This window comes from Bradyrhizobium sp. CSA207, assembly GCF_029051685.1.
GTDB lineage: Bacteria > Pseudomonadota > Alphaproteobacteria > Rhizobiales > Xanthobacteraceae > Bradyrhizobium.
The window spans coordinates 29,667-47,808 of sequence record NZ_JAACFT010000044.1; the positions used below are offsets into that span (position 1 = coordinate 29,667).

General features: G+C 61.2%; 25 protein-coding genes and 1 pseudogene. 13 read left to right on the forward strand and 13 right to left on the reverse strand.

The annotated features are described in order from the left end of the window. Positions 1-49 precede the first annotated feature (49 nt). The gene (petA, locus tag GWG65_RS34920; protein ID WP_275199965.1) at positions 50-580 is read right to left on the reverse strand and encodes a ubiquinol-cytochrome c reductase iron-sulfur subunit; all 531 of its coding nucleotides are present in this window, start codon (positions 578-580) and stop codon (positions 50-52) included. A 278-nt stretch (positions 581-858) separates the two neighbouring features. Here petA and GWG65_RS34925 point away from each other — a divergent pair, with 278 nt between their 5' ends. The 6 genes from GWG65_RS34925 to GWG65_RS34950 all read left to right on the forward strand — a co-directional run bounded on the left by GWG65_RS34925 (position 859) and on the right by GWG65_RS34950 (position 4,556). Next, positions 859-1,317: a tRNA (cytidine(34)-2'-O)-methyltransferase gene (locus GWG65_RS34925; RefSeq protein WP_275199966.1), complete on the forward strand. Its 459-nt coding sequence runs from the start codon at positions 859-861 to the stop codon at positions 1,315-1,317. Between the two features lie 18 nt (positions 1,318-1,335). Then, positions 1,336-1,968, forward strand: a complete 633-nt coding sequence (queE, locus tag GWG65_RS34930) for a 7-carboxy-7-deazaguanine synthase (RefSeq protein ID WP_275199967.1) — start codon at positions 1,336-1,338, stop codon at positions 1,966-1,968. 17 nt (positions 1,969-1,985) lie between these two features. Continuing rightward, positions 1,986-2,360: a 6-carboxytetrahydropterin synthase gene (locus tag GWG65_RS34935; RefSeq protein WP_275199994.1), complete on the forward strand. Its 375-nt coding sequence runs from the start codon at positions 1,986-1,988 to the stop codon at positions 2,358-2,360. After that, positions 2,357-3,256: an oxygen-dependent coproporphyrinogen oxidase gene (gene hemF, locus GWG65_RS34940; RefSeq protein WP_275199968.1), complete on the forward strand. Its 900-nt coding sequence runs from the start codon at positions 2,357-2,359 to the stop codon at positions 3,254-3,256. Before GWG65_RS34935 ends, hemF begins: the two co-directional genes overlap by 4 nt. Then, positions 3,247-4,005, forward strand: a complete 759-nt coding sequence (locus GWG65_RS34945; protein ID WP_275199969.1) for an HAD family hydrolase — start codon at positions 3,247-3,249, stop codon at positions 4,003-4,005. Before hemF ends, GWG65_RS34945 begins: the two co-directional genes overlap by 10 nt. A gap of 347 nt (positions 4,006-4,352) precedes the next feature. After that, positions 4,353-4,556 (forward strand): DUF2158 domain-containing protein, encoded by a 204-nt coding sequence (locus GWG65_RS34950; protein ID WP_275199970.1) that lies wholly within the window; start codon positions 4,353-4,355, stop codon positions 4,554-4,556. A 160-nt stretch (positions 4,557-4,716) separates the two neighbouring features. Here GWG65_RS34950 and GWG65_RS34955 read toward each other — a convergent pair whose 3' ends face one another. Beyond that, positions 4,717-5,202 carry a hypothetical protein gene (locus GWG65_RS34955; RefSeq protein WP_275199971.1) on the reverse strand — a complete coding sequence of 162 codons (486 nt, stop codon included), beginning with the start codon at positions 5,200-5,202 and terminating at the stop codon, positions 4,717-4,719. A gap of 1,011 nt (positions 5,203-6,213) precedes the next feature. On the opposite strand from GWG65_RS34955, the gene GWG65_RS34960 reads away from it, so the two are divergent. Continuing rightward, positions 6,214-6,348, forward strand: a complete 135-nt coding sequence (locus tag GWG65_RS34960) for a hypothetical protein (protein WP_256469730.1) — start codon at positions 6,214-6,216, stop codon at positions 6,346-6,348. Here GWG65_RS34960 and GWG65_RS34965 read toward each other — a convergent pair. Next, on the reverse strand, positions 6,345-6,554 hold the full coding sequence (locus GWG65_RS34965) for a PRC-barrel domain-containing protein (RefSeq protein WP_247384930.1): 210 nt from the start codon (positions 6,552-6,554) through the stop codon (positions 6,345-6,347). The two genes, GWG65_RS34960 and GWG65_RS34965, sit on opposite strands and share 4 nt — an antisense overlap. 32 nt (positions 6,555-6,586) lie before the next feature. Continuing rightward, complete coding sequence (locus GWG65_RS34970; RefSeq protein ID WP_275199972.1) at positions 6,587-6,787, reverse strand: hypothetical protein; 201 nt, start codon at positions 6,785-6,787, stop codon at positions 6,587-6,589. Positions 6,788-7,185: 398 nt separating this feature from the next. On the opposite strand from GWG65_RS34970, the gene GWG65_RS34975 reads away from it, so the two are divergent. Both GWG65_RS34975 and GWG65_RS34980 read left to right on the forward strand, forming a co-directional pair. Further along, entirely contained in the window at positions 7,186-7,485 is a 300-nt protein-coding gene (locus GWG65_RS34975; RefSeq protein ID WP_275199973.1) for a hypothetical protein, read from the forward strand. A 286-nt stretch (positions 7,486-7,771) separates the two neighbouring features. After that, positions 7,772-7,930, forward strand: coding sequence for a hypothetical protein (locus GWG65_RS34980; protein ID WP_275199974.1), 159 nt, complete (start codon positions 7,772-7,774; stop codon positions 7,928-7,930). A gap of 126 nt (positions 7,931-8,056) precedes the next feature. Here GWG65_RS34980 and GWG65_RS34985 read toward each other — a convergent pair whose 3' ends face one another. From GWG65_RS34985 to GWG65_RS35000, 4 genes and pseudogenes are all read right to left on the reverse strand, one after another. Next, positions 8,057-8,248 (reverse strand): hypothetical protein, encoded by a 192-nt coding sequence (locus tag GWG65_RS34985; RefSeq protein ID WP_148738933.1) that lies wholly within the window; start codon positions 8,246-8,248, stop codon positions 8,057-8,059. Continuing rightward, positions 8,245-8,544 (reverse strand): hypothetical protein, encoded by a 300-nt coding sequence (locus tag GWG65_RS34990; protein WP_247493647.1) that lies wholly within the window; start codon positions 8,542-8,544, stop codon positions 8,245-8,247. The genes GWG65_RS34985 and GWG65_RS34990 overlap by 4 nt, the downstream gene beginning before the upstream one ends. Then, positions 8,541-9,030 (reverse strand): annotated as a pseudogene (locus tag GWG65_RS34995) (SOS response-associated peptidase family protein); the annotation flags it as partial. The gene GWG65_RS34990 and the pseudogene GWG65_RS34995, both read right to left, overlap by 4 nt. 148 nt (positions 9,031-9,178) lie before the next feature. Then, a complete protein-coding gene (locus tag GWG65_RS35000; RefSeq protein ID WP_275199975.1) occupies positions 9,179-9,688 on the reverse strand; it encodes a DUF2867 domain-containing protein in 510 nt (169 codons plus the stop codon). A 306-nt stretch (positions 9,689-9,994) separates the two neighbouring features. Between GWG65_RS35000 and GWG65_RS35005 the strand changes: the two genes are divergently transcribed. After that, positions 9,995-10,213, forward strand: coding sequence for a hypothetical protein (locus GWG65_RS35005; RefSeq protein WP_275199976.1), 219 nt, complete (start codon positions 9,995-9,997; stop codon positions 10,211-10,213). A gap of 169 nt (positions 10,214-10,382) precedes the next feature. On the opposite strand, the gene GWG65_RS35010 is transcribed toward GWG65_RS35005, so the two are convergent. Further along, on the reverse strand, positions 10,383-10,802 hold the full coding sequence (locus GWG65_RS35010; RefSeq protein ID WP_275199977.1) for an ABC transporter substrate binding protein: 420 nt from the start codon (positions 10,800-10,802) through the stop codon (positions 10,383-10,385). Positions 10,803-11,162: 360 nt separating this feature from the next. Here GWG65_RS35010 and GWG65_RS35015 point away from each other — a divergent pair, with 360 nt between their 5' ends. The 3 genes from GWG65_RS35015 (at position 11,163) to GWG65_RS35025 (ending at position 13,137) form a co-directional block, all read left to right on the forward strand. Then, positions 11,163-12,218, forward strand: coding sequence for a hypothetical protein (locus GWG65_RS35015; protein WP_275199978.1), 1,056 nt, complete (start codon positions 11,163-11,165; stop codon positions 12,216-12,218). Between the two features lie 113 nt (positions 12,219-12,331). Next, the gene (locus tag GWG65_RS35020) at positions 12,332-12,541 is read left to right on the forward strand and encodes a DUF2158 domain-containing protein (RefSeq protein WP_275199979.1); all 210 of its coding nucleotides are present in this window, start codon (positions 12,332-12,334) and stop codon (positions 12,539-12,541) included. Positions 12,542-12,906: 365 nt separating this feature from the next. After that, positions 12,907-13,137, forward strand: coding sequence for a DUF3551 domain-containing protein (locus GWG65_RS35025; protein ID WP_275199980.1), 231 nt, complete (start codon positions 12,907-12,909; stop codon positions 13,135-13,137). Positions 13,138-13,239: 102 nt separating this feature from the next. On the opposite strand, the gene GWG65_RS35030 is transcribed toward GWG65_RS35025, so the two are convergent. From GWG65_RS35030 to GWG65_RS35045, 4 genes are all read right to left on the reverse strand, one after another. Continuing rightward, positions 13,240-13,494 carry a helix-turn-helix domain-containing protein gene (locus GWG65_RS35030; protein ID WP_275199981.1) on the reverse strand — a complete coding sequence of 85 codons (255 nt, stop codon included), beginning with the start codon at positions 13,492-13,494 and terminating at the stop codon, positions 13,240-13,242. 81 nt (positions 13,495-13,575) lie between these two features. After that, a complete protein-coding gene (locus tag GWG65_RS35035) occupies positions 13,576-13,932 on the reverse strand; it encodes a hypothetical protein (RefSeq protein WP_275199982.1) in 357 nt (118 codons plus the stop codon). A 113-nt stretch (positions 13,933-14,045) separates the two neighbouring features. Next, positions 14,046-15,611, reverse strand: coding sequence for a DUF1254 domain-containing protein (locus GWG65_RS35040; protein ID WP_275199983.1), 1,566 nt, complete (start codon positions 15,609-15,611; stop codon positions 14,046-14,048). Between the two features lie 46 nt (positions 15,612-15,657). After that, the gene (locus GWG65_RS35045; protein ID WP_275199995.1) at positions 15,658-18,090 is read right to left on the reverse strand and encodes an arylsulfatase; all 2,433 of its coding nucleotides are present in this window, start codon (positions 18,088-18,090) and stop codon (positions 15,658-15,660) included. Between the last annotated feature and the right edge of the window lie 52 nt (positions 18,091-18,142).

The following is an 18,142-nucleotide window of genomic DNA, read 5'->3' on the forward strand; positions in this document are numbered from 1 at the left end:
GGAAATAAGACGACGAGACGACGCGAGGCTTCGGATGCGGATCCGAAGCTCAGCCGATCTGGATTTTGGTGTCGGAAACGAACTGGTACGGCGGCACCGGCAGGTTCGCGGGCGCGGGCCCCTGGCGGATGCGGCCGGACGAATCGTACTGCGAACCATGGCAGGGGCAGAAGAACCCGTCGTAATTGCCCTCATGAGCGATCGGGATGCAGCCGAGATGGGTGCAGATGCCGATCACGACCAGCCACTGCTCATGGCCGGACTTGACCCGGGCGTCGTCGCTCTGCGGATCGGGCAGGCTCGCCACGTTGACGGCGCGCGCCTCGTCGATCTGCTTCTTGGTGCGGTGGCTGATATAGATCGGCTTGCCGCGCCAGAACACCTTGATGTCCTGCCCCTCGGCGACCGGGCTGAGATCGACCTCGATCGGCGCACCTGCGGCGATGGTCGAGGCGTCCGGATTCATCTGGGAAACGAAGGGCCAGAGCGCGGCCGCGCCCCCTACTGCTGCGGCTGCCCCGGTTGCAACGAATAAGAAATCACGGCGTGTCGGATGGTCCGCCGAAGACGCTGTCGTCACGATTCCAACCCTTTCTTCTTATGCTCCCGGCGGAACCGCTCCAGGGGGCGCCCAAACGTCCCCAGAACAGCCTGCCGGCGCCCGCGACCCCCCGCGGCGGCAGAACTTCGCATGTCCCGCCAAAAAGGGCGAAAACAGCAGTCCAGAATCGTTCTATTCGCACCCTTGCCGGACGAGCGCAAGCCCGCTATCGGCGCGGGAGCGTGCAATGCACGAATTCCCGCGCTAGCGATGTTTTATTGAGACATTTTCGATCCACACCAGCCCACTGCCCCGTCATGCACATCGCACTTTTCCAGCCCGATATTGCCCAGAACACCGGCACGATTCTCAGGCTCTGCGCCTGCCTGGGACTATCGGCCCATATCATCGAACCCGCCGGCTTCCCGTTCTCGGACCGCCTGTTCCGCCGGGCGGGAATGGACTATCTCAACCACGTCAGCGTGACCCGCCACGACTCCTGGCCGAAATTCGAGGAATGGCGGGCGGCGCAGGGTTGCCGGCTGCTGCTGTTCACCACCAAGGGCGCGACCGACTATCGCGATTTCCGTTACCAGACGTCGGACATCCTGCTATTCGGGCGCGAGAGCGCCGGCGTCACCGACGCGGTGGTCGAGGCCGCGGATGCGCGGCTGGTGATCCCGATCACGCCGGGGCTGCGGTCGCTCAATGTGGCGATGACCGCGGCGATGGCCGCAGGCGAAGCCGTGCGGCAGGTCCGCAACCAGCCAGTTTGATATGTTGAGGAGAGACGAGTGAGTTACGCGGTCAAGGAGGTCTTCCTGACCCTGCAAGGCGAAGGCGCCCATGCCGGGCGCGCCGCCGTATTCTGCCGTTTTGCCGGCTGCAATCTCTGGAGCGGCCGCGAGGCCGATCGCGGCGATGCCGTCTGCAAGTTCTGCGACACGGATTTCGTCGGCACTGACGGCACGCTCGGCGGGCGCTACGCCTCGGCCGCAGACCTTGCCGGCACCATCGCCGCGCAATGGACGGGAGCGGCCGACAACCGCTACGCGGTGCTGACCGGCGGCGAGCCGCTGTTGCAGGTGGACGCAGCCCTGATCGACGCGCTCCATGCCCGCGGCTTCGAGATCGGCGTCGAGACCAACGGGACGATCGCTGCGCCCGAGGGGCTGGACTGGATCTGCGTCAGCCCCAAGGGCGGAAGCGAGCTGGTGCTGCGCCGCGGCCATGAGCTGAAGCTGGTCTATCCGCAGGCGCTCGCCGCGCCGGAGGCCTTCGAGGGCCTCGCCTTCGAGCGCTTCTCGCTGCAACCGATGGACGGGCCCGACGTCGCCGAAAACACCGCACGCGCCATCGACTACTGCCTGCGTCATCCGCAATGGCGGCTCAGCGTGCAAACGCATAAATCGCTCGGCATCAGATAGGATTGGTTTTCGAACAGATGTGGGAATTGACGAAATCGTTCCGCTTCGAGGCGGCGCATTCACTGTCGGGAACGACGTTTGGCGCCGCCAGCGAAGAGATTCACGGCCACTCCTTCCGCGCCGAGGTGACGGTGCGCGGCACGCCCGATCCCGCGACCGGCATGGTGGTCGATCTCGGCCTTCTCCAGCGCGCGATCGAGGACGTGCGGCTGATGCTGGACCATAAGTTCCTCAACAAGATCGAGGGGCTCGGCACCCCGACGCTGGAGAACCTCTCGCGCTTCGTCTGGGAGCGGCTGGCCCATATCGGCAAGCTCACCCGCGTCAGCGTCCACCGCGACAGTTGCAACGAGAGCTGCACCTATTACGGTCCGGAAGGGTTGAGGCAATGACATCCACGATGGACCCGAGCCTGATCGACGACCGCAAGGCCCGCGCCCGCGCCTGGTTCGAAGTCTTGCGTGACGACATCTGCGCCAGTTTCGAGCGGCTGGAAGACGACGCGCCGCAAAGCCTCTATCCCGGCGAAGCCGGCCGCTTCAAACGCACGCCCTGGCAGCGCACCGACCACTCTGGCGCACCCGGCGGCGGCGGCGTGATGTCGATGATGTACGGCCGACTGTTCGAGAAGGTCGGCGTGCACTGTTCGACCGTACACGGCGAGTTCGCTCCCGAGTTCCGCGCGCAGATCCCAGGCGCGGCAGAGGATCCGCGGTTCTGGGCCTCCGGCATCTCGCTGATCGCGCACCTGCGCAATCCGAACGTGCCCACCGTGCACATGAACACGCGCTTCGTCGTCACCACCAAGGCCTGGTTCGGCGGCGGCGCCGATCTCACGCCGGTGCTCGACCGCCGGCGCACCCAGGAGGACGCCGACAGCATCGCCTTCCATGCCGCGATGAAGCAGGCCTGCATCCAGCCGAACGGCGTCGCCGACTACGACAAGTACAAGACATGGTGCGACGAGTACTTCTACCTGCCGCACCGGAAAGAGGCGCGCGGCATCGGCGGTATCTTCTACGACTGGCACGACAGCGGCGACTGGGATGCGGATCTGGCCTTCACCCAGGATGTCGGCCGCGCCTTCCTGAAAGTCTACCCCGACATCGTGCGCCGCAATTTCGCGATCGCCTGGACGGCTGAGGATCGCGAGGAGCAACTGGTCCGGCGCGGGCGCTATGTCGAATTCAACCTGCTCTACGATCGCGGCACCATCTTCGGGCTCAAGACCGGCGGCAATGTGGACTCCATCCTGTCGTCGCTGCCGCCGGAGGTGAAATGGCCATGACCACGATGAAGCCCGCATCGAGGCCACTGCCGCGCGCCATGCTGATCGACATGGACGACACAATTCTCTCAGCCTATGCCCGGCCCGAGATCGCCTGGAATACGATCGCGAACGAGTTCGCCGCGGAGCTTGCGCCACTGCCACCGCACGAAGTCGCAGCCGCGGTGCTGTCGTTCGCGCGCAACTTCTGGGCCAATGCGGAAGCCGCATGGCGGCTCAAGCTCGCCGAGGCCCGGCACCTGACGGTCAAGGGCGGTTTCGCCGCGCTCGCCGCGGCCGGTCACCGCGCCCTGCCCGACGATCTTGCCATTCGCCTCGCCGACCGCTTCACCGCCTACCGCGAGGAGGAGATGTTCGTCTTTCCAGGCGCGCATGATGCCATCGACAGGCTCAAGGCGCTCGGCATCAAGCTCGCGCTGGTGACCAACGGCGCCGCCGACACCCAGCGCGCCAAGGTCGAGCGCTTCGAGCTGGCGCATCGCTTTCACCACATCCAGATCGAGGGCGAGCACGGTTTCGGCAAGCCCGAGGAGCGCGCCTATCTGCATGCGATGGACGCGCTCGGCGTCACCGCAAAGGACACCTGGATGATCGGCGACAATCTGGAGTGGGAGGTCGTGACGCCGCAGCGCCTCGGCATCTACGGCATCTGGATCGACGTGCATGGCGACGGCCTGCCCGAAGGCTCGACCGTGAAGCCAGACCGCATCATCCGCTCACTGACCGAGCTCGTGCCGAGCCCGCCGTAGCCAGACGCAAAAACAAAATTATGCAAAACAACCCCATGCACAGTAGACCGCTGCTGCAAATTCAACGACTTACGGATTTTACGAAAAGCCGTTGATCCGTCGGGCAAAACAGGGGTATAATGTCATCATCGCGGCGCATGGGATGGAAACGTCCTTGCGCAACCGATCGAACAGGCGTCCATGCTCTCGTCACGCGTCCGGTCCGGCTTGAAACGCCGTCATCGGCGTTTCAGCAGTCCGGCAGCGGATGCGGCTGCCGCAGCACATCCACCAATCCAGCATCCCGTGATCGGCGTGTCATGCCGGCTTGCTAGCTTCTCTCGTCAATCAACCCAAGAGGACCATCCATGGAACTGAAAGCCGGCGATATCGTCATGCTGAAATCCGGCGGGCAGCCGCTCACCGTCGCGGACGTGAAGGGCGACGACGTGAGCTGTCTCTGGATGGGCGCAGAAGGCGACCTGTTCCGCGAGACGCTGCCGCTCGCCGTGCTCGAACGGCTGGAAGAGGTCGATGAAGACGAAGATGAGGATGACGACGACGAGGAGTAGGCACGCCTAAGGCCGCGTCCTGGCTAGATCGGAGTGCTCGGCTCCGGCGCACCTGATGTCCGCTACTCTGCCAACAACACCGCAATAGCGGGCATCGCTGAATGTCGCGAAGGGCCACAACCGGACTCCCGACCAACTGAATTGCTGATTGGGACCACGTTTATTGGACCAACTCGCCTTCCATCACAAAACGGCGCTCCGTGGGTCCTGTCGGAACCAGATGAAACGTGCCGGCTCCCTTGAGCTTCTCCAATTTGCCTGTCCCGCCCACGACCTGCCACACGCCGTTATCCAGGAGCTTTGGCTTGCCGTCGGGACCAGGGACGAAGACTGCCTGGATCGTCCATTTGATGTAGGCTTTGTCTCCATCCCCTTTGGTGAATTCAAGATAGCCGCGCGGCTCGCCGCCAACGCCGGGCACGATATCGTGAGCGCCATATTCCTGAACGGCCGTCCCAGCAAGCGCACCCTGACCTTCGGATTTGCCTTCCCGCCGGACGAGAAGGAAGAAGTGCTTGCTGGCATCGGCGAAGTCGAGTCGAATTGCTTCTTTCTGAGTGACCAGCGCATCGAACTTGACGGGTTCTGCTCCTGCAAACGATGTCATGCCGGCACCTATCACTGCGATTACCAGCAGTTTTGCCACGTGAATTCTCATTTGCGATCCTCCTATGGAATCACCTCCCCCGCATGCGCGATGCTTCAATGCGCCGGAGGACGTGCGGATTGCGAATCTGCTAACAGCGACAAAAAATGAATGTCGGTCAATTGACAGTGCGATGCTTGCCGATGGCATGATCGCTGCTCGTTCGCCGGAACGGCAAGATCGGCTCCTGCCGTCGTTCAGGGGCAGTTTATTGCAGAGTACCACCATCAGCCGCCCCACCAAAGACGAGTGGTGGCCTGTAGACCCGCGGGGTTTACTACCTACGCAATGACCGGTTCGGGTCAAAATGCGAAGAACTCAGGCTGAGCACATCAAGTCCGCTACGGTCCACTGAGCGGACCTCATGAGTGTGCAGCCACATCGCTAATGGGGCCACGCTGGCGCTCGTCTCAGTCCGAGCTTGTATGAGCTCTTAGCGGAGCGATCCGGCACCACATGTTGCCAGCCCCGGTAAATCGCAGCGGATCGCTTACCGGCGTTCTCGGGTGCGGCTAGACCGGGACTAGCCCCCAAGGATCGGCGCACAGGCGGCGATTTATGGCCTGAGCCGCTGGATGTCTGCTTCGCTCAACACCAAGTCCGCGAGCCGCGATACCCTCACGCCATGTGCGCCGCCGCCGTGCTGCCGCACCGCCGCTTCGCGTTCACGGCTACACTGCTCGCGGAACATGACCAAGAACCGCGCGCGATCGGCCCGCGAAAGCACCCGCCAAGCTCGCCACGCCCGTTCTAACTCGGTCATCGGCCTATCCCGTTGAATTCGCGAGATTACCGGGGCAAGTAAAGTCGGAAAAGGCCGCCGCCAAATGTCCGCAAGGGCTGCTGTCGCGCGCGTCCCCGCCGCGTGCCGCCCATCCCAAAGTACCTTAGCAAACGGTAGGCCCGCCTGATCGGAACCGAGGGCCCGCGATTGGCGTCGGCGCTGGAACCGCAACTCAAGCCAGCTTTCAATCATTGACCTCGGGGCTTCGCAACGCCGCGAGGCACACTATGCGACTGCCATCCTCGGGCGACCTGTACCTCGTATTCGCCATCGCGGGCGTCGTTTTCCTGATCGAGATCGGGTTCTTCATCCTGCTCGGAAGGGCGCGCTCTGGGTGGTCCGCAGCGGATGCGAAGGTCTAGTTCTCCGCGAACTTAATGGTTGAGACCGGCCATCTTCCATCATGGCCTTTGATCGAAATCCGGAGCCCGTGCAATTCATCCAGCCAAACGTTCTCGACGGTGCCTGCCTTTCCGTCGGTAAGGACGACGGTTTTTCCGATCAATTCGGATTGCGCCTCACCGTACTCACTCAAAATCCTTGTTGCACGAAGCTTCACCGGTGGCATCGCTCGTCCATGCCGGCCGAGCCGTCTGCGGCTCAACCGCGCGGCTTCTTCCAGCGCTTGGCCGCTGGAATGATCGATGATGACTGCTCTTCCAATTCGCGGAGCCGATCGATTTGCATTCTAAGGCTCGCCGGTAATTCCCGCTCTGGTTTCAGCGACGCTCGTAGCCTCTCGCCGATCTCTCGAACGATGGCCCGGCTGTGTACGTAGTCGATGTCGATATGGTTGCGCATGACGGAGCCTCGGTAAGAACAACGCCACCGGCAGGCCGACATCAGCCCAGTGTGCTCCCCCGCAACCGATCGGGGCGCGGCTGGCGATTTTGAATGGAACCGGAGACCGCCGCTTTTGGCTATCTTGCGCGAGCGCTTGTAGAGAAAAGCGGGTCGGCGACCTTTGGCTATCCGCGACATGCGCCGTGTTAGTACCGGCGAGCGGCGGTCTCATGCTTTCTCAAGTGCGGCCATGTGGTTTCGTTCCGGACCTCTGAGCGCGACGGCGATGTTTCAGTTGGACGGGAAGTGGGAACCCTACCGGAGCGCGGGAGACGTTGCTCAGTGTTCTTCCGGAATTGAAATAGCGAACCGGACCTGACCTATCAGCAGATGTCGATCATAGGAAAGGCAAAGTCATGAAACGCATCATGGCCGCGCTCGCATTACTCGCCAGCACCATCGCCGCGCACGCTGCCGAATTGCCCGAAGCCTATTTGGGCAATTGGACAAGCGATAACGGTGATGTCGAGATCACCGGCATCGTGATCGGCCCGCGCACCTATCATGAACCCGGCTATAACTGCGATATCCGATCGGTGCAGCAGCGCGCCGAAGCGGGCACCGTCGGGCGCGGCCCGGTGTATCTCGTCGAGGTGCGATGTGCTGGCGAAGGCCCGCCGCACCGAGGGCAGCGACGATCTTCCTGCCCCTGCTGAGGTGGGAGCTCATTGCCATTCGAAGAGTTCATCGTCCGCTCCACCGCAGACGAAACCACCCCGTCACCGCTAGACATACTAAATTACAGAACGAACGCTAGTTCCCAACAAATTGGGGGACACCCACGCGGTTTCAGGATCGGCGCAGGGGCCCGGGGGCCTGTTCGAACGTCGTTGCGGTGCCCGTGGTGCACTCGCCGGGCTCCGATCCCGGATAGAAGCCGCAGCGCCACTGCCACGGATCACTCTCGACCGGATTGCCGCTGCGCAGGCCTATGCTGCCGACGTGGATATCGCCGTAGTAAATCAGCCAGCCTTCCTGGCGGGCATCGGGATCCCGCCGCCGCGCATCGCGCTGTCTGAATGGATCGAGGGCAACATCAAGCTGCCGGAAGGCGTTCGGCGTTGCCCGGAGCGCTTCACCATGGGCGGAACGTCACTGTAAATCCGTAGCCGACCTTGCCGTTCCTCGATGTTCTGATCGTGGATGTGGGTCACCACCTCCGCCAAATCACGCATGTCGACCACTGCCCGCACGCCGGGCATTTCATGTGGTGGTCGGCCTCGGTCCCTAGCGATGCCGTTGACGTCCTGACCCGGTTTCGTCGTCTGCAACGCCTATGACCTCGTACTCAAACACGACGCCTTCGGGATCGTTCACCACGAACCACTCATCGGCAAGGTCCGAGTTCGCAAACACCCTGAGATGGTCACGGTCGCCGACCTGTTTCTTTGTATCAACGTAAATCCAGACCGTTTTCATCGATCTCGCGCCGGCTTGCGGCGTCCCCAGCGGGGTTCCTTGCGAGATAGGTTAAACTCCCGAACGTGTCCCCGGTTCAATGCTTTCATGACGCCGATCCGGGCAAACATCGTCGGGCCTCTCAGTTCGACCACCAACATCAACGCCGCAATCGCGGCCTGCCATTCCGGCTCTGCGGCCTCCTTTTTCGGTAGTGCAGTGATGTAGGTTGCCGCGTCATGCAACGTGACCAGCGCTCGGCCGTCGTGTAACTGGATCGGGTCGTCGAGAGCGCGCTGCCAGCCGCTATCGGTCACGCGGCGGCCTTGTCTTCATTATCCTCGCCCCGTGCGACGATCCTCAGTGCTTCATCAGACAACGGTCGCTGCAACGCCTTAGCCTCATCCCACGGCGCGTGCATCCACACGTCGCGCTCCTCGTCAGTCGCTAGGATCACGGGCATCGCCTTTCGGATGGATCGGTGCGACCACCGCGTTCGGCGCGGTCGTCAGAAAGCCATAGACCAAATGCGGTCCGGGGATCGGTTTCGACTTGGTGCCCCGGTCGCCTTTGAACTCGGTCCAGATGCCGCCGAAGGCGAAAAGCGGTCGGTTATCATTCAGCGCAAACCAAACCACGTCCTTTTTGCCGGTCTCTGGGTTCGGCTCCGGCGCGTACTCAGCGAAACTGTTCGCCGGGACAAGACACCGGTTTTCCGGCTTGAGCCAGCCGCGCCAGTGCGGCGAGGATGTGTTGCGGATGTTGGTGACAGGTGGGCCGCCTGTGCGCGGCGGTGGCATGCCATTCATGGCATAGGGAAACGCTCACACCGGAGATTAGGTCCGGTTTACCTTTGGCAACAGACATTCACGGCTGCGCGTTGGATGTCCGTCTTGTGCCAGAAGCAGACTCGTTCGTCGACCGCAGCCAGTCGCGACCACCAAAGCATCCTTAAATCTTCATTGCTCTTGCCGCCTGTTCTAAACTGGCCGGCACAATCACGCGATGAAACGGTGCTATCGTCGTAAGATAGATACGCCCCAGTCGGTTATGGCAATGCACCACGGTACCCGCGACCAGTTCGCGCCCATTTGCTGCATCGGCGCGAAGTTGAATGGTGACGCGGAAGTCGAGATGCCAGTCATCCGCGCCCACTACCAACTCCGTCGCGCTCTTTGACAGCACCGGGAAGAAGCCGATAACCGGCCCACGCGCCGCTGCGGCAAGGCCGACAGCGCGCGACGATTTGACGGCGACTGTCGCCATCACCACATCGCGGACACGCGTGAGCGCACGAATCCACCACGTCTGTCGCTCGAGCGCGGCGCGTGCCAGCACCTCTACATCATCGCTGGCGCCCGCCGGCAGTTGAATTGCAAAGGCGTCCAAAAGGTCCGCGCCCGCGTAAAGCGGCGCAAGCACGCTGTTGCTGGGCATGGGCACGGCGCGCGCTTTGGTCATGGGATTAGGTACCGGATGCTAGGGAGCGTAGCGCAGTTGGCGTTGCGGACGATCTTGCCGCCGTAGTCCTTTTTTATATCCACGCGCTCTGGATCGCAACAATCCTGCGGCGCACATGTCTCAGTTGGGTCAAAAGCGTCGTCCTAGTCGCCGCTAGTCACTTCCGGTCTGCTCCGATTGACAGACGATTGGGGGCCCGCCCATGGGCAATCGCGTGGGGTTGATCCTTGGGGCGGTCCAATCGCGTCCCGCCCTATTTTCATGTGTGCTACCTAGTTCGGTAGCAATGGTCAGGAGAAACCGATCATGACTGACGATCAGGTCAATCTCGTCGTTCAGCACCTTTGCGAGCATTTGCACTTGGCGCTCCGATTAAAGGACAGCGAGGCACATCCGCCAAACGCCAGGGATATTGGATTTGATCCTGCCTCTGTAAGAACTGTATTGCTGACTGGGTTGCGTTCGGCGGGTGTCGCGACCCACCAGGAGGCAGCCGGGGCGAGCGAAGAGCCGCCGTGGTCCTAAACGCAAAACGCGGGACAGAAGCCCCGCGCCAGTGTCTCAGTTGGGTCATTCGCGTCGGTTTGACCGCATTTCGACAGTTTTCCGCTCCGCCCTCGAGTGCAGACGTGGCGGCGGCGCGATGTTCGGCTCATTCACAAACGCAGACTCCTGCAGCACGGCAAAGGCAATGCTATTCGAGGACCGAATCAGCCGTTGCGAGCAGCGCTTCGGGCACGTTCAGTCCAAGAGCCTTCGCGGTCTTGAGATTGATGGCGAGTTCAAACTCGGTTGGCAACTCGACCGGCAGGTCCTCCGGTTTTGCCCCCTTGAGGATCCGGTCCACGTAATACGCGCCCCTCTGCAGCAGCGCCGCGCCTTTCGGGCCATACGAGAGGCACATGCCAATCTTCGCGTACAAGCTGTATTCGGTTGCAAAAGGAAGCTTGTTTGCGATTCCGAACGCCGCAATCTGCTCGCGAAAGTTATATATGATCGGATCCGAGATCATGAGTACGGCATCGGGCCGATCGGCCAATATTTCACCTAACGCGCTTTCAATCTGCGAACGTGCATGAAGTTCGACCAGCCTTGCTTCGATTCCATTGAGCAAGCCGGCGCGGCCGACCGCGGAGCTCCGAGATGGATCAAACTTGAAATTACGGTGACACCCCCGCTCGTCAAGAGCGCAGAGTTTTTTTGGCAGCGCGAGCTGCCAATCTATTCAGTCGTCGCTTCCAGCTACCGTGTTTGAATCGCGTCCGTTTCTTCGGTTGATGGCTGCGTCCGCATCACGGATCGCGCCAGACACCCATTAGGATCAAGCTTCTGCGTGAGCTACATCCGCTCGGCGAGCCGCTGCCGCGCGCGATCTGACAACTCCCCTGCCCCACTTGAAGTGAAATGCCTCACAATCCGCAATCCGGGATTGCGGTAGTCTCGCGCCATGGGGCGTGGTGAGTTGGAGGCGACAATGGAGCAGGATCTTCCGAAGGAAACAGCGCGCGCGCAGTCCCCGGCCGACGCGCCGGGCGTGTGGCAGAGAATCCAGTCCTGGGATAGCCGCCTGTCGGTGACCAAGGGGTTAACGGCCGTCACCTTGCTGACCGGCTTCCTGGGCGGATACTTCCAGTATCTGAATTCCTACGAGCAGAAGATCGGTGAGCAAGCGAAGGCGGACATGGAGATGGCCACGAAAACCTTCCTTGAAATTTCGGACGCGTTCGCCGACGTTCAGATGCAGCAAGAGACGATGCTGCGCGAACAGTTCGGTTCGATGAAGGCGCAGGCAAGCCCCGCCTTCATCCCGGTGGACTCCAAGACACTCGAACCGCTCTCGGACTATTGGAAGGCACGCACATCCTTGCGGCGGAACGGCGCCATCTTCGCACGCAAGGCGGAGATCTACATCGATTGGCCCAGCGACCTTGGCCGCGATGCAGCAGCAGAGCACAGCCTCGATCAGGATCCCCTAACGGCAACGCTGCTCACGAAGTACAATTTCGATTGCGACTCCGAAGCCAATCTTCCGCAGTTCAAGGGGGCAATCTATAACGGCGGCGATGCCGGCCGCCCCAGCGAAGAACTCTGTAACGACCCAACGGCCAACGGATTGAAGTCCTATGTCGATCTCTGTGCCAGGCTGCCAGGCGGTGCGATCGATCCGTTGCAGAAGGTCGTTACCATCAACTGGTGGAGCGCCAAGCACCACGTTCTGGTGATGCACCATTGCTTCGAGGTGCTCCGCGGCCAACCGAGTACCCTGCAAGCCCCGGCATCGGGCAGCGATGTCCCCAATGACCGCAAGCTCGAGACCATGAAGCCGCAGGACAGCAGCGAGCACAGATTGCAGCTACAGGCCCGCCGGCTGGATGCCTTCATGACGCTGACCATGGCGCAGCTGGACCGTATCAGGGTGCGATACCGTCCCACCGGCTTCGTCTGCCACGTTCCGGTGGTGCGCGATGCCGTCAGTTATTTCAGCAACGAATGCCTGCCGAACCAGCCGGTCACGAACGAGCGCACCTGACACCGCTCCGCAACGCGCCGGCGGAATTTCCTGGTCCGGCCGGCCAGCGTGATCGGCGTGTCATGACGGCTTGCTAGCGTCGCATTCGGTCGATCAACTCGAAGGGACAACCCATGGAACTGAAAGCCGGCGACGTCGTGATGCTCAAATCAGGCGGCCATCCGCTGACCGTCGCGGAGGTGAAAGGCGACGACGTGCTCTGCCTCTGGATGGGCATGGAAGGCGATCTGTTCCGCGAGACGCTGCCGCTCGCCGTGCTCGATCAGGTGGAAGAGGAAGATGAGGATGAAGAGGATGAAGAGGACGATGATGACGAGGAGTAGGCACCCCTAGGGCCGCATCCTGGTTAGATCGGAGTGCTCGGCTCCGGCGCGCCTGAGTTTCGCTACTCTGCCAATAGCGGACATCGCTGCATGTCGCAGAAGGGCGAACAAGAGACGTAGCTTCGCAGAATTGGGTAGCTAGTTTTGTCCGATCCTAGCGACGCGGATGGACTCCGATGTTTCAGATTTTGGACGTTCCTAAGAGCTGATGATAAGCTTTCGCAATTCGTTAGGAACGATGCCGCGTAACGCCGGATTGGTGCTTGTCGTTGAGGCAACAGTTCTTTAGCACATTCAGCGACCGGCTACTTTTTCCAGGCTCCAGCTTTTTCCGGCGCCGTTCGGCTGACATGATGGAGGGTCTCATGCGAATCGCCGTGCTGGTTATCTTCATGGTGGCGGGGCTTTCTCCCGCAGCACACGCTGAGCGTGACTATCCCTGGTGCGTCTTTGGCGGAGAGCTCGGCGCTTCCGGCGAATGCATGTATGAGACGCGACAACAGTGCCTGGCCTCGGCATCCGGGCGGTGGAACACCTATTGCGATGTGAACCCGCGCGTGAGGTTCAGACAGCCGGCTCCGTACCGGCTGCGCTGACCACAGGAACGCTGCCACGCGCTCAGCACGGCCGAACTCAAGCGACCAAGGCATCCGCGCTAGAGCGTTTTCGAGCGAGGCTCTCCCAAGACCGCATCCAGGTCAGATCGGAGTGCTCAGCTTCGTCTCCTCCGCTTGCGGCGGTTTAAGCTTGCGCGGGCCTGGCTTCGGCCCGGGCTTGCGGTTCAACCCATCGGGCCCGTGGGCCTTCCATGCCTTGATCCGGTCATGCAGGATCTTGCGAGGTATCCCAAGCTTGCGGGCCACCGGCAGAACGCCTTCGCCCCCCTCGGCACGCTTGATCGCCTTCAACTTGTACGCCGTCGGAAACCGACGGTTCGTTCCTCTCGCTGCCACAGGTCATCCTCAAAATGAGCCTGTCACTGCAATTATCGTGTCTCATTCTAAGGGTGCAGTCCAGCACTGTCACCGCAAATCTCAGGCTGGTGCAGCCGAACGCTCAGCAGCCAGCAGAGCAGTGAAAAGCAAGTGCAGGACAACAGCAGGCCATAGCAATACACCCACCAACGTCCCGATGATTCCCAGATAGCTAAGATAAACGGCCGCGAGTAGATTGTAGGCGAGCATTGCCCGAGCGACAGGTCTGGCAGAGCGATCCGGCCAAGACGTTGATGCAAGACCCAGCAGAGCAATGCCCGCGAGTCGGCCGAGCGCCTGCCCCGGTTCGGACAATTCGCCTCCGAAGACCAGGCGCCCAAATAGGAGCGGGCTGAGGACCAGGATCAGGCCGGTGGCAGCGATTTCGATGGCTACGGCAGTCGTGACCCATTTCATGGTGTCTTACCTCAAGGCAATTGCCCAACAATCAACAGCGGAACTACGCTTTCGAAAGCGGGAGTTCGGGCGCTCCGCTCCCAGCGCTCAGGCCAGCTGTAGCTCCGACCGGATCAAGTTGCGTCACGCACCTTCTTGACGGGGGGAATCTTGTAGCTGCCATCGTAAGCAGCCTGCTTCGGGAAGTAATTGCGGAGTGTAAGGTTGAATTGACCAAGGGGCGTCGGCAGCCAATTCGACTCCTTGTCCTTTCCCGGCGAGGTCGCCTGCAAGTAGATGTCCAACGATCCGTCGGAGTTGAACTTGAGCGGCATCCATGGGGCGATGGCGTAGCGATTGAGAATGTTCCGTTCGTAGAAATTGCCCTTGTATTGCGACACCGACCAAGTGCCGTCGCTTGGCGGGAGCTGATCTTTCTCGAACCGCATCACATATCTGTTGGAGCTGTCGAACGGCTCACCGCCGGCGTCCAGGTAGGCCGTGGGGTACACCGTGTCTTCGCGCATATCCGCGCCGAGACCCATATAGGCGATGCCGGCTCGGGTGTTGTAGTCAGTGCCAAAACGGCCGATATTGGTCAGGTTGATCCAGCCGTTGACGTTTTTAAGTTTGGTGACCTCTTCGGCCATCTTGATCTGCACTTCCTTCACGGCCTTGTTCAGGCCCGCGGCGATGCCGCCGTCAACCTTGCTGATATCGAACGGCTTGCCGGGCTCGATGCCCAATCTCCTCAATCTTGCAAGCGCACGTGAATCCTCCGCATAGGGTGGATTGTCCTTCATCGCGATCGCAAGGCGGTTGAAGAATGTCCCGGCATCCATCTGCGCCACCTGGTCGGGCGGCGTGATCTTGACATTGACCGTGCTGTCAACGGGTACATTGGTTGGAGGCATGTAAGCCTTGCCCCATGCACTCAGCGGCGTCAGCTTGTAATCGGCCTGGATCGCATTCACCGCTGCGAAATCATCAGGCCCGTTGGCCTGCGTCTGGCCGAGCGCCCACGCATATCGCGTTGATGAGCGGAACGTCTCCTTGATGCCCGCCGGTGCGGTTCCTTTCCAATCTGGCCCAACGATCAGAAAATTGCCGGGCGACGTCCCCGTCGTCCGCTTGCCAGCCGAACCGAAGACGTCCGTCCACATGTTCATGACCGAGAAAACGTAGTAGCGGTCTTTGGTGTCGGGAACCGAAAGCACGATCGGCTCCTTTTCCAAATCCACCCAACCGGTCGTCCACAGCGAGTTCAAGCTGATCCGCACGACATTCTTGAAATCCGGACTGACGTAGGCCGGCATCTTGGCGAGTTGGTTGATCGGCGCTGCCGTGCCATCCACATTCGGGGCCGGAGCCGCGGTCAGTACATCACGGGTTACTTCCATCGTGACCAGCGGGTAGCCGTACACATACGACTCCATCCCCAGGAAATAGGCGGCAGCTTCACGGGCATCGTCCGGAATGTCCTTCAAATGCCGGGTGGCGTCGTCCCACCACGCCTGCAGAACTCCCTCGGCCAGGCCGGACCTGGGCGTGAGAAAAGCGGCAGCACCTAATCCCAGAACACCCAATCCAATATCTCGCCGGCTGAGCGCAGACCAATCAATCTTATAGTTCGAGGTCATGGCATCCTCCTTGTTGAGGTCCTGAGCACTCGACCTCACCCGCTTGTTTTGTTCGATCATTGCCGCCTCATCGGGTCGTTTCGAATTCAATGATGGCGGCGAACTGCTAGGGCTTCGATTCTTCAATTGGATCTGGATCCGGTGCAGCCATAGGCGCAAGTTCTGCCTTGAGCTCCGGTGCTGCCTTGGACTCCGGTTCGAGCTTGAACGTCAGCTTGTTGATCTTGCCGGTGAACTTGAACGGCGGGTCGTAACGATACTCCAGCATCGCGACCCCGCTGCGGGTGTCCTCGCCGATGTCGAAGGTTTCGTCCTCCGGAAACGTGATCGGCGTGCCGTGTTCAATAGATTTTCGGTCCACTTCCTTGCCGTCCACGGAGAGCACGCCCGTCCCTCCCTTGCCCAGGCCCGGACCATCCGACTTGAAGTCGAAGACGATGGTGTGCTTGCCGGCGCCCAACTCCGGCCCCGACCAAATCGTGCGCTTGAGGTTAAGCAGGTTGTAGAGGAACACCGGCTTGCCCGAGCGAATGCCTGCCACACCCTTGCTCAGGAACAGACCATAGCCGCCGAAGCGACCGCCCTGGGTGACGATCATGCCCTCTGCACCGCCATCGGGAATTTCGACTTCGGCGGTGATGGTATAGGACCTGTTCAGGATGCTCGGCGCAGCGCTGGCCGGCACACCGGTCAGTCCGCCCGAATAGTTGAAGTCCGTTCGTCCCGCCGTCAGGCTCGGGCGCGGCGTATTCCAGCGCGGGAGCGTCGTGTTATCGAGCGGCAGCACGTTGTACTTCTTCGCCTCGGAATCGAAGATGGCCTGCATTTCCTTGACCTTGTCCGGCATCGTGGCGGCCAGGTCGTTGAACTGGGTGGGATCTTCCTGGAGGTTATAGAGCTCCCACCTGTACCCGGTGATGACGTCCGGCGGCGGGTCGCTGCTCAGTTCCCACGGGAGCGTCACCGGCGTCGTGGATGCCATCCACCCGTCGTGAACGATGGCGCGATTGCCGAGCATCTCGAAGTATTGCGTGGTGTGTCGGGTTGGAGCGTTGGCGTTCGCCCTATCCCACGTGTACGCCATGCTTACCCCTTCCATTGGGCTCTGTTTGATGCCGCTCACCGTATCGGGCTGCGAAATGCCGGTCGCTTCGAGGATGGTTGGAGCGATGTCGATGACATGGGAGAATTGGCGGCGGATGCCGCCGACGTCTTTGATGTGGCCGGGCCAGGACATGGCAACGCCCTGGGCGGTGCCGCCGAAGTGCGACGGCACCTGCTTGACCCACTTGAACGGGGTGTCCATCGCCCACGCCCATTCTGCCGCAAAGTGCGGGAACGTCTTGTCCGATCCCCAGAACGGGTACCAGAGGTACTGCGCCTTAACCGGCACGGGGATGCCGTTAAAAGTAGTGAACTCGTTGGGAGTGCCGTTGATCATGCCTTCGGCGCTCGCGCCGTTGTCGCCGCCGATGTAGATGATCAGGGTGTTGTCGCGTTGGCCGATGTCTTCGACGGCCTGGATCACCCGTCCGATCTCATGGTCGGCATAGGCAAGGTAAGCGCCATAGACGTCGGCCTGCTTGATAAAGAGCTTCTTCTCGGCAAAATCGAGGGAATCCCACAGCGGCAGTTCTTTCGGCCAAGGTGTCAACTTGGCGTTTTCAGGCATGATGCCCAAGCGCTTCTGGTTGGCAAAAATCGTTTCCCGCAGTTTATTCCACCCGTCATCGAACAAGTGCATGTCGCTGATTTTGTCGATCCACTCCTGCGTCGGGTGATGGGGTGCGTGCGTGGCGCCAGGCACGTAGTAGATAAAGAAAGGTTTGTCGGGCGCGATTTCCTTGAGCTGCTTCATGTACTGGATGGCATCGTCGGCCATTGCCGTCTCCAGGTTCCAGCCGGGATTGCCCTGGAAAGGATAGATGGCGGTGGTATTGCGGAACAGGTTCGGTTGCCACTGGCTGGCATCGCCGCCGACAAAGCCGTAGAAATATTCGAAGCCCATGCCGTTCGGCCATTGATTGAACGGCCCCGCCTGGCTCGACTGGAACGAAGGTGTGTTGTGGTCCTTGCCGAACCACGAAGTGGCGTACCCGTTCTCCTTCAAGATCGTGCCGACCGTGCTCTTCTCGATCGGGATGATTGAGTCGTAGCCCGGGAAACCCGTCGCGATTTCGCCGACCACTCCGTTGCCTACCGAGTGATGGTTGCGGCCGGTAATCAGTGCCGCCCGCGTGGGCGAGCAGAGAGACGTCGAGTGGAAGTTCGTGAACCGCAGGCCCGCTTTCGCGATGCGATCCATGGAGGGCGTGGGGATCACGCCACCGAAGGTGCTCGGTGCGCCGAACCCCTGGTCGTCTGTCATGATGAGCAGCACGTTGGGCGCGCCTTTCGGCGGCACGACGCGCGGCGCCCACCACGGCTTCGATTCCGCGGCTTTCTCGTTGATGACACCCCCGAACTTCGGGTCAGGCGGCGGAATCTGCTTACCGTCGATGGTGGTGGTAGCGCCGGGGGCGCCCGGAACACCTGTCATCTGCTGAGCCGATACCGGCGGGCAAATAAGAACAAGAAGACCCGCGCCTGCA

Excerpts from the sequence above, each read along its gene's own strand:
- GWG65_RS34925 (WP_275199966.1), top strand. The coding sequence starts at position 859 with ATGCACATCGCACTTTTCCAGCCCGATATTGCCCAGAACACCGGCACG.
- GWG65_RS34935 (WP_275199994.1), top strand. The coding sequence starts at position 1,986 with ATGTGGGAATTGACGAAATCGTTCCGCTTCGAGGCGGCGCATTCACTG.
- hemF (WP_275199968.1), top strand. The coding sequence starts at position 2,357 with ATGACATCCACGATGGACCCGAGCCTGATCGACGACCGCAAGGCCCGC.
- GWG65_RS34945 (WP_275199969.1), top strand. The coding sequence starts at position 3,247 with ATGGCCATGACCACGATGAAGCCCGCATCGAGGCCACTGCCGCGCGCC.
- GWG65_RS34950 (WP_275199970.1), top strand. The coding sequence starts at position 4,353 with ATGGAACTGAAAGCCGGCGATATCGTCATGCTGAAATCCGGCGGGCAG.
- GWG65_RS34960 (WP_256469730.1), top strand. The coding sequence starts at position 6,214 with ATGCGACTGCCATCCTCGGGCGACCTGTACCTCGTATTCGCCATCGCG.
- GWG65_RS34965 (WP_247384930.1), bottom strand. The coding sequence starts at position 6,554 with ATGCCACCGGTGAAGCTTCGTGCAACAAGGATTTTGAGTGAGTACGGT.
- GWG65_RS34970 (WP_275199972.1), bottom strand. The coding sequence starts at position 6,787 with ATGCGCAACCATATCGACATCGACTACGTACACAGCCGGGCCATCGTT.
- GWG65_RS34975 (WP_275199973.1), top strand. The coding sequence starts at position 7,186 with ATGAAACGCATCATGGCCGCGCTCGCATTACTCGCCAGCACCATCGCC.
- GWG65_RS34985 (WP_148738933.1), bottom strand. The coding sequence starts at position 8,248 with ATGAAAACGGTCTGGATTTACGTTGATACAAAGAAACAGGTCGGCGAC.
- GWG65_RS35000 (WP_275199975.1), bottom strand. The coding sequence starts at position 9,688 with ATGACCAAAGCGCGCGCCGTGCCCATGCCCAGCAACAGCGTGCTTGCG.
- GWG65_RS35005 (WP_275199976.1), top strand. The coding sequence starts at position 9,995 with ATGACTGACGATCAGGTCAATCTCGTCGTTCAGCACCTTTGCGAGCAT.
- GWG65_RS35015 (WP_275199978.1), top strand. The coding sequence starts at position 11,163 with ATGGAGCAGGATCTTCCGAAGGAAACAGCGCGCGCGCAGTCCCCGGCC.
- GWG65_RS35020 (WP_275199979.1), top strand. The coding sequence starts at position 12,332 with ATGGAACTGAAAGCCGGCGACGTCGTGATGCTCAAATCAGGCGGCCAT.
- GWG65_RS35025 (WP_275199980.1), top strand. The coding sequence starts at position 12,907 with ATGCGAATCGCCGTGCTGGTTATCTTCATGGTGGCGGGGCTTTCTCCC.
- GWG65_RS35035 (WP_275199982.1), bottom strand. The coding sequence starts at position 13,932 with ATGAAATGGGTCACGACTGCCGTAGCCATCGAAATCGCTGCCACCGGC.
- GWG65_RS35040 (WP_275199983.1), bottom strand. The coding sequence starts at position 15,611 with ATGATCGAACAAAACAAGCGGGTGAGGTCGAGTGCTCAGGACCTCAAC.
- GWG65_RS35045 (WP_275199995.1), bottom strand. The coding sequence starts at position 18,090 with ATGACAGGTGTTCCGGGCGCCCCCGGCGCTACCACCACCATCGACGGT.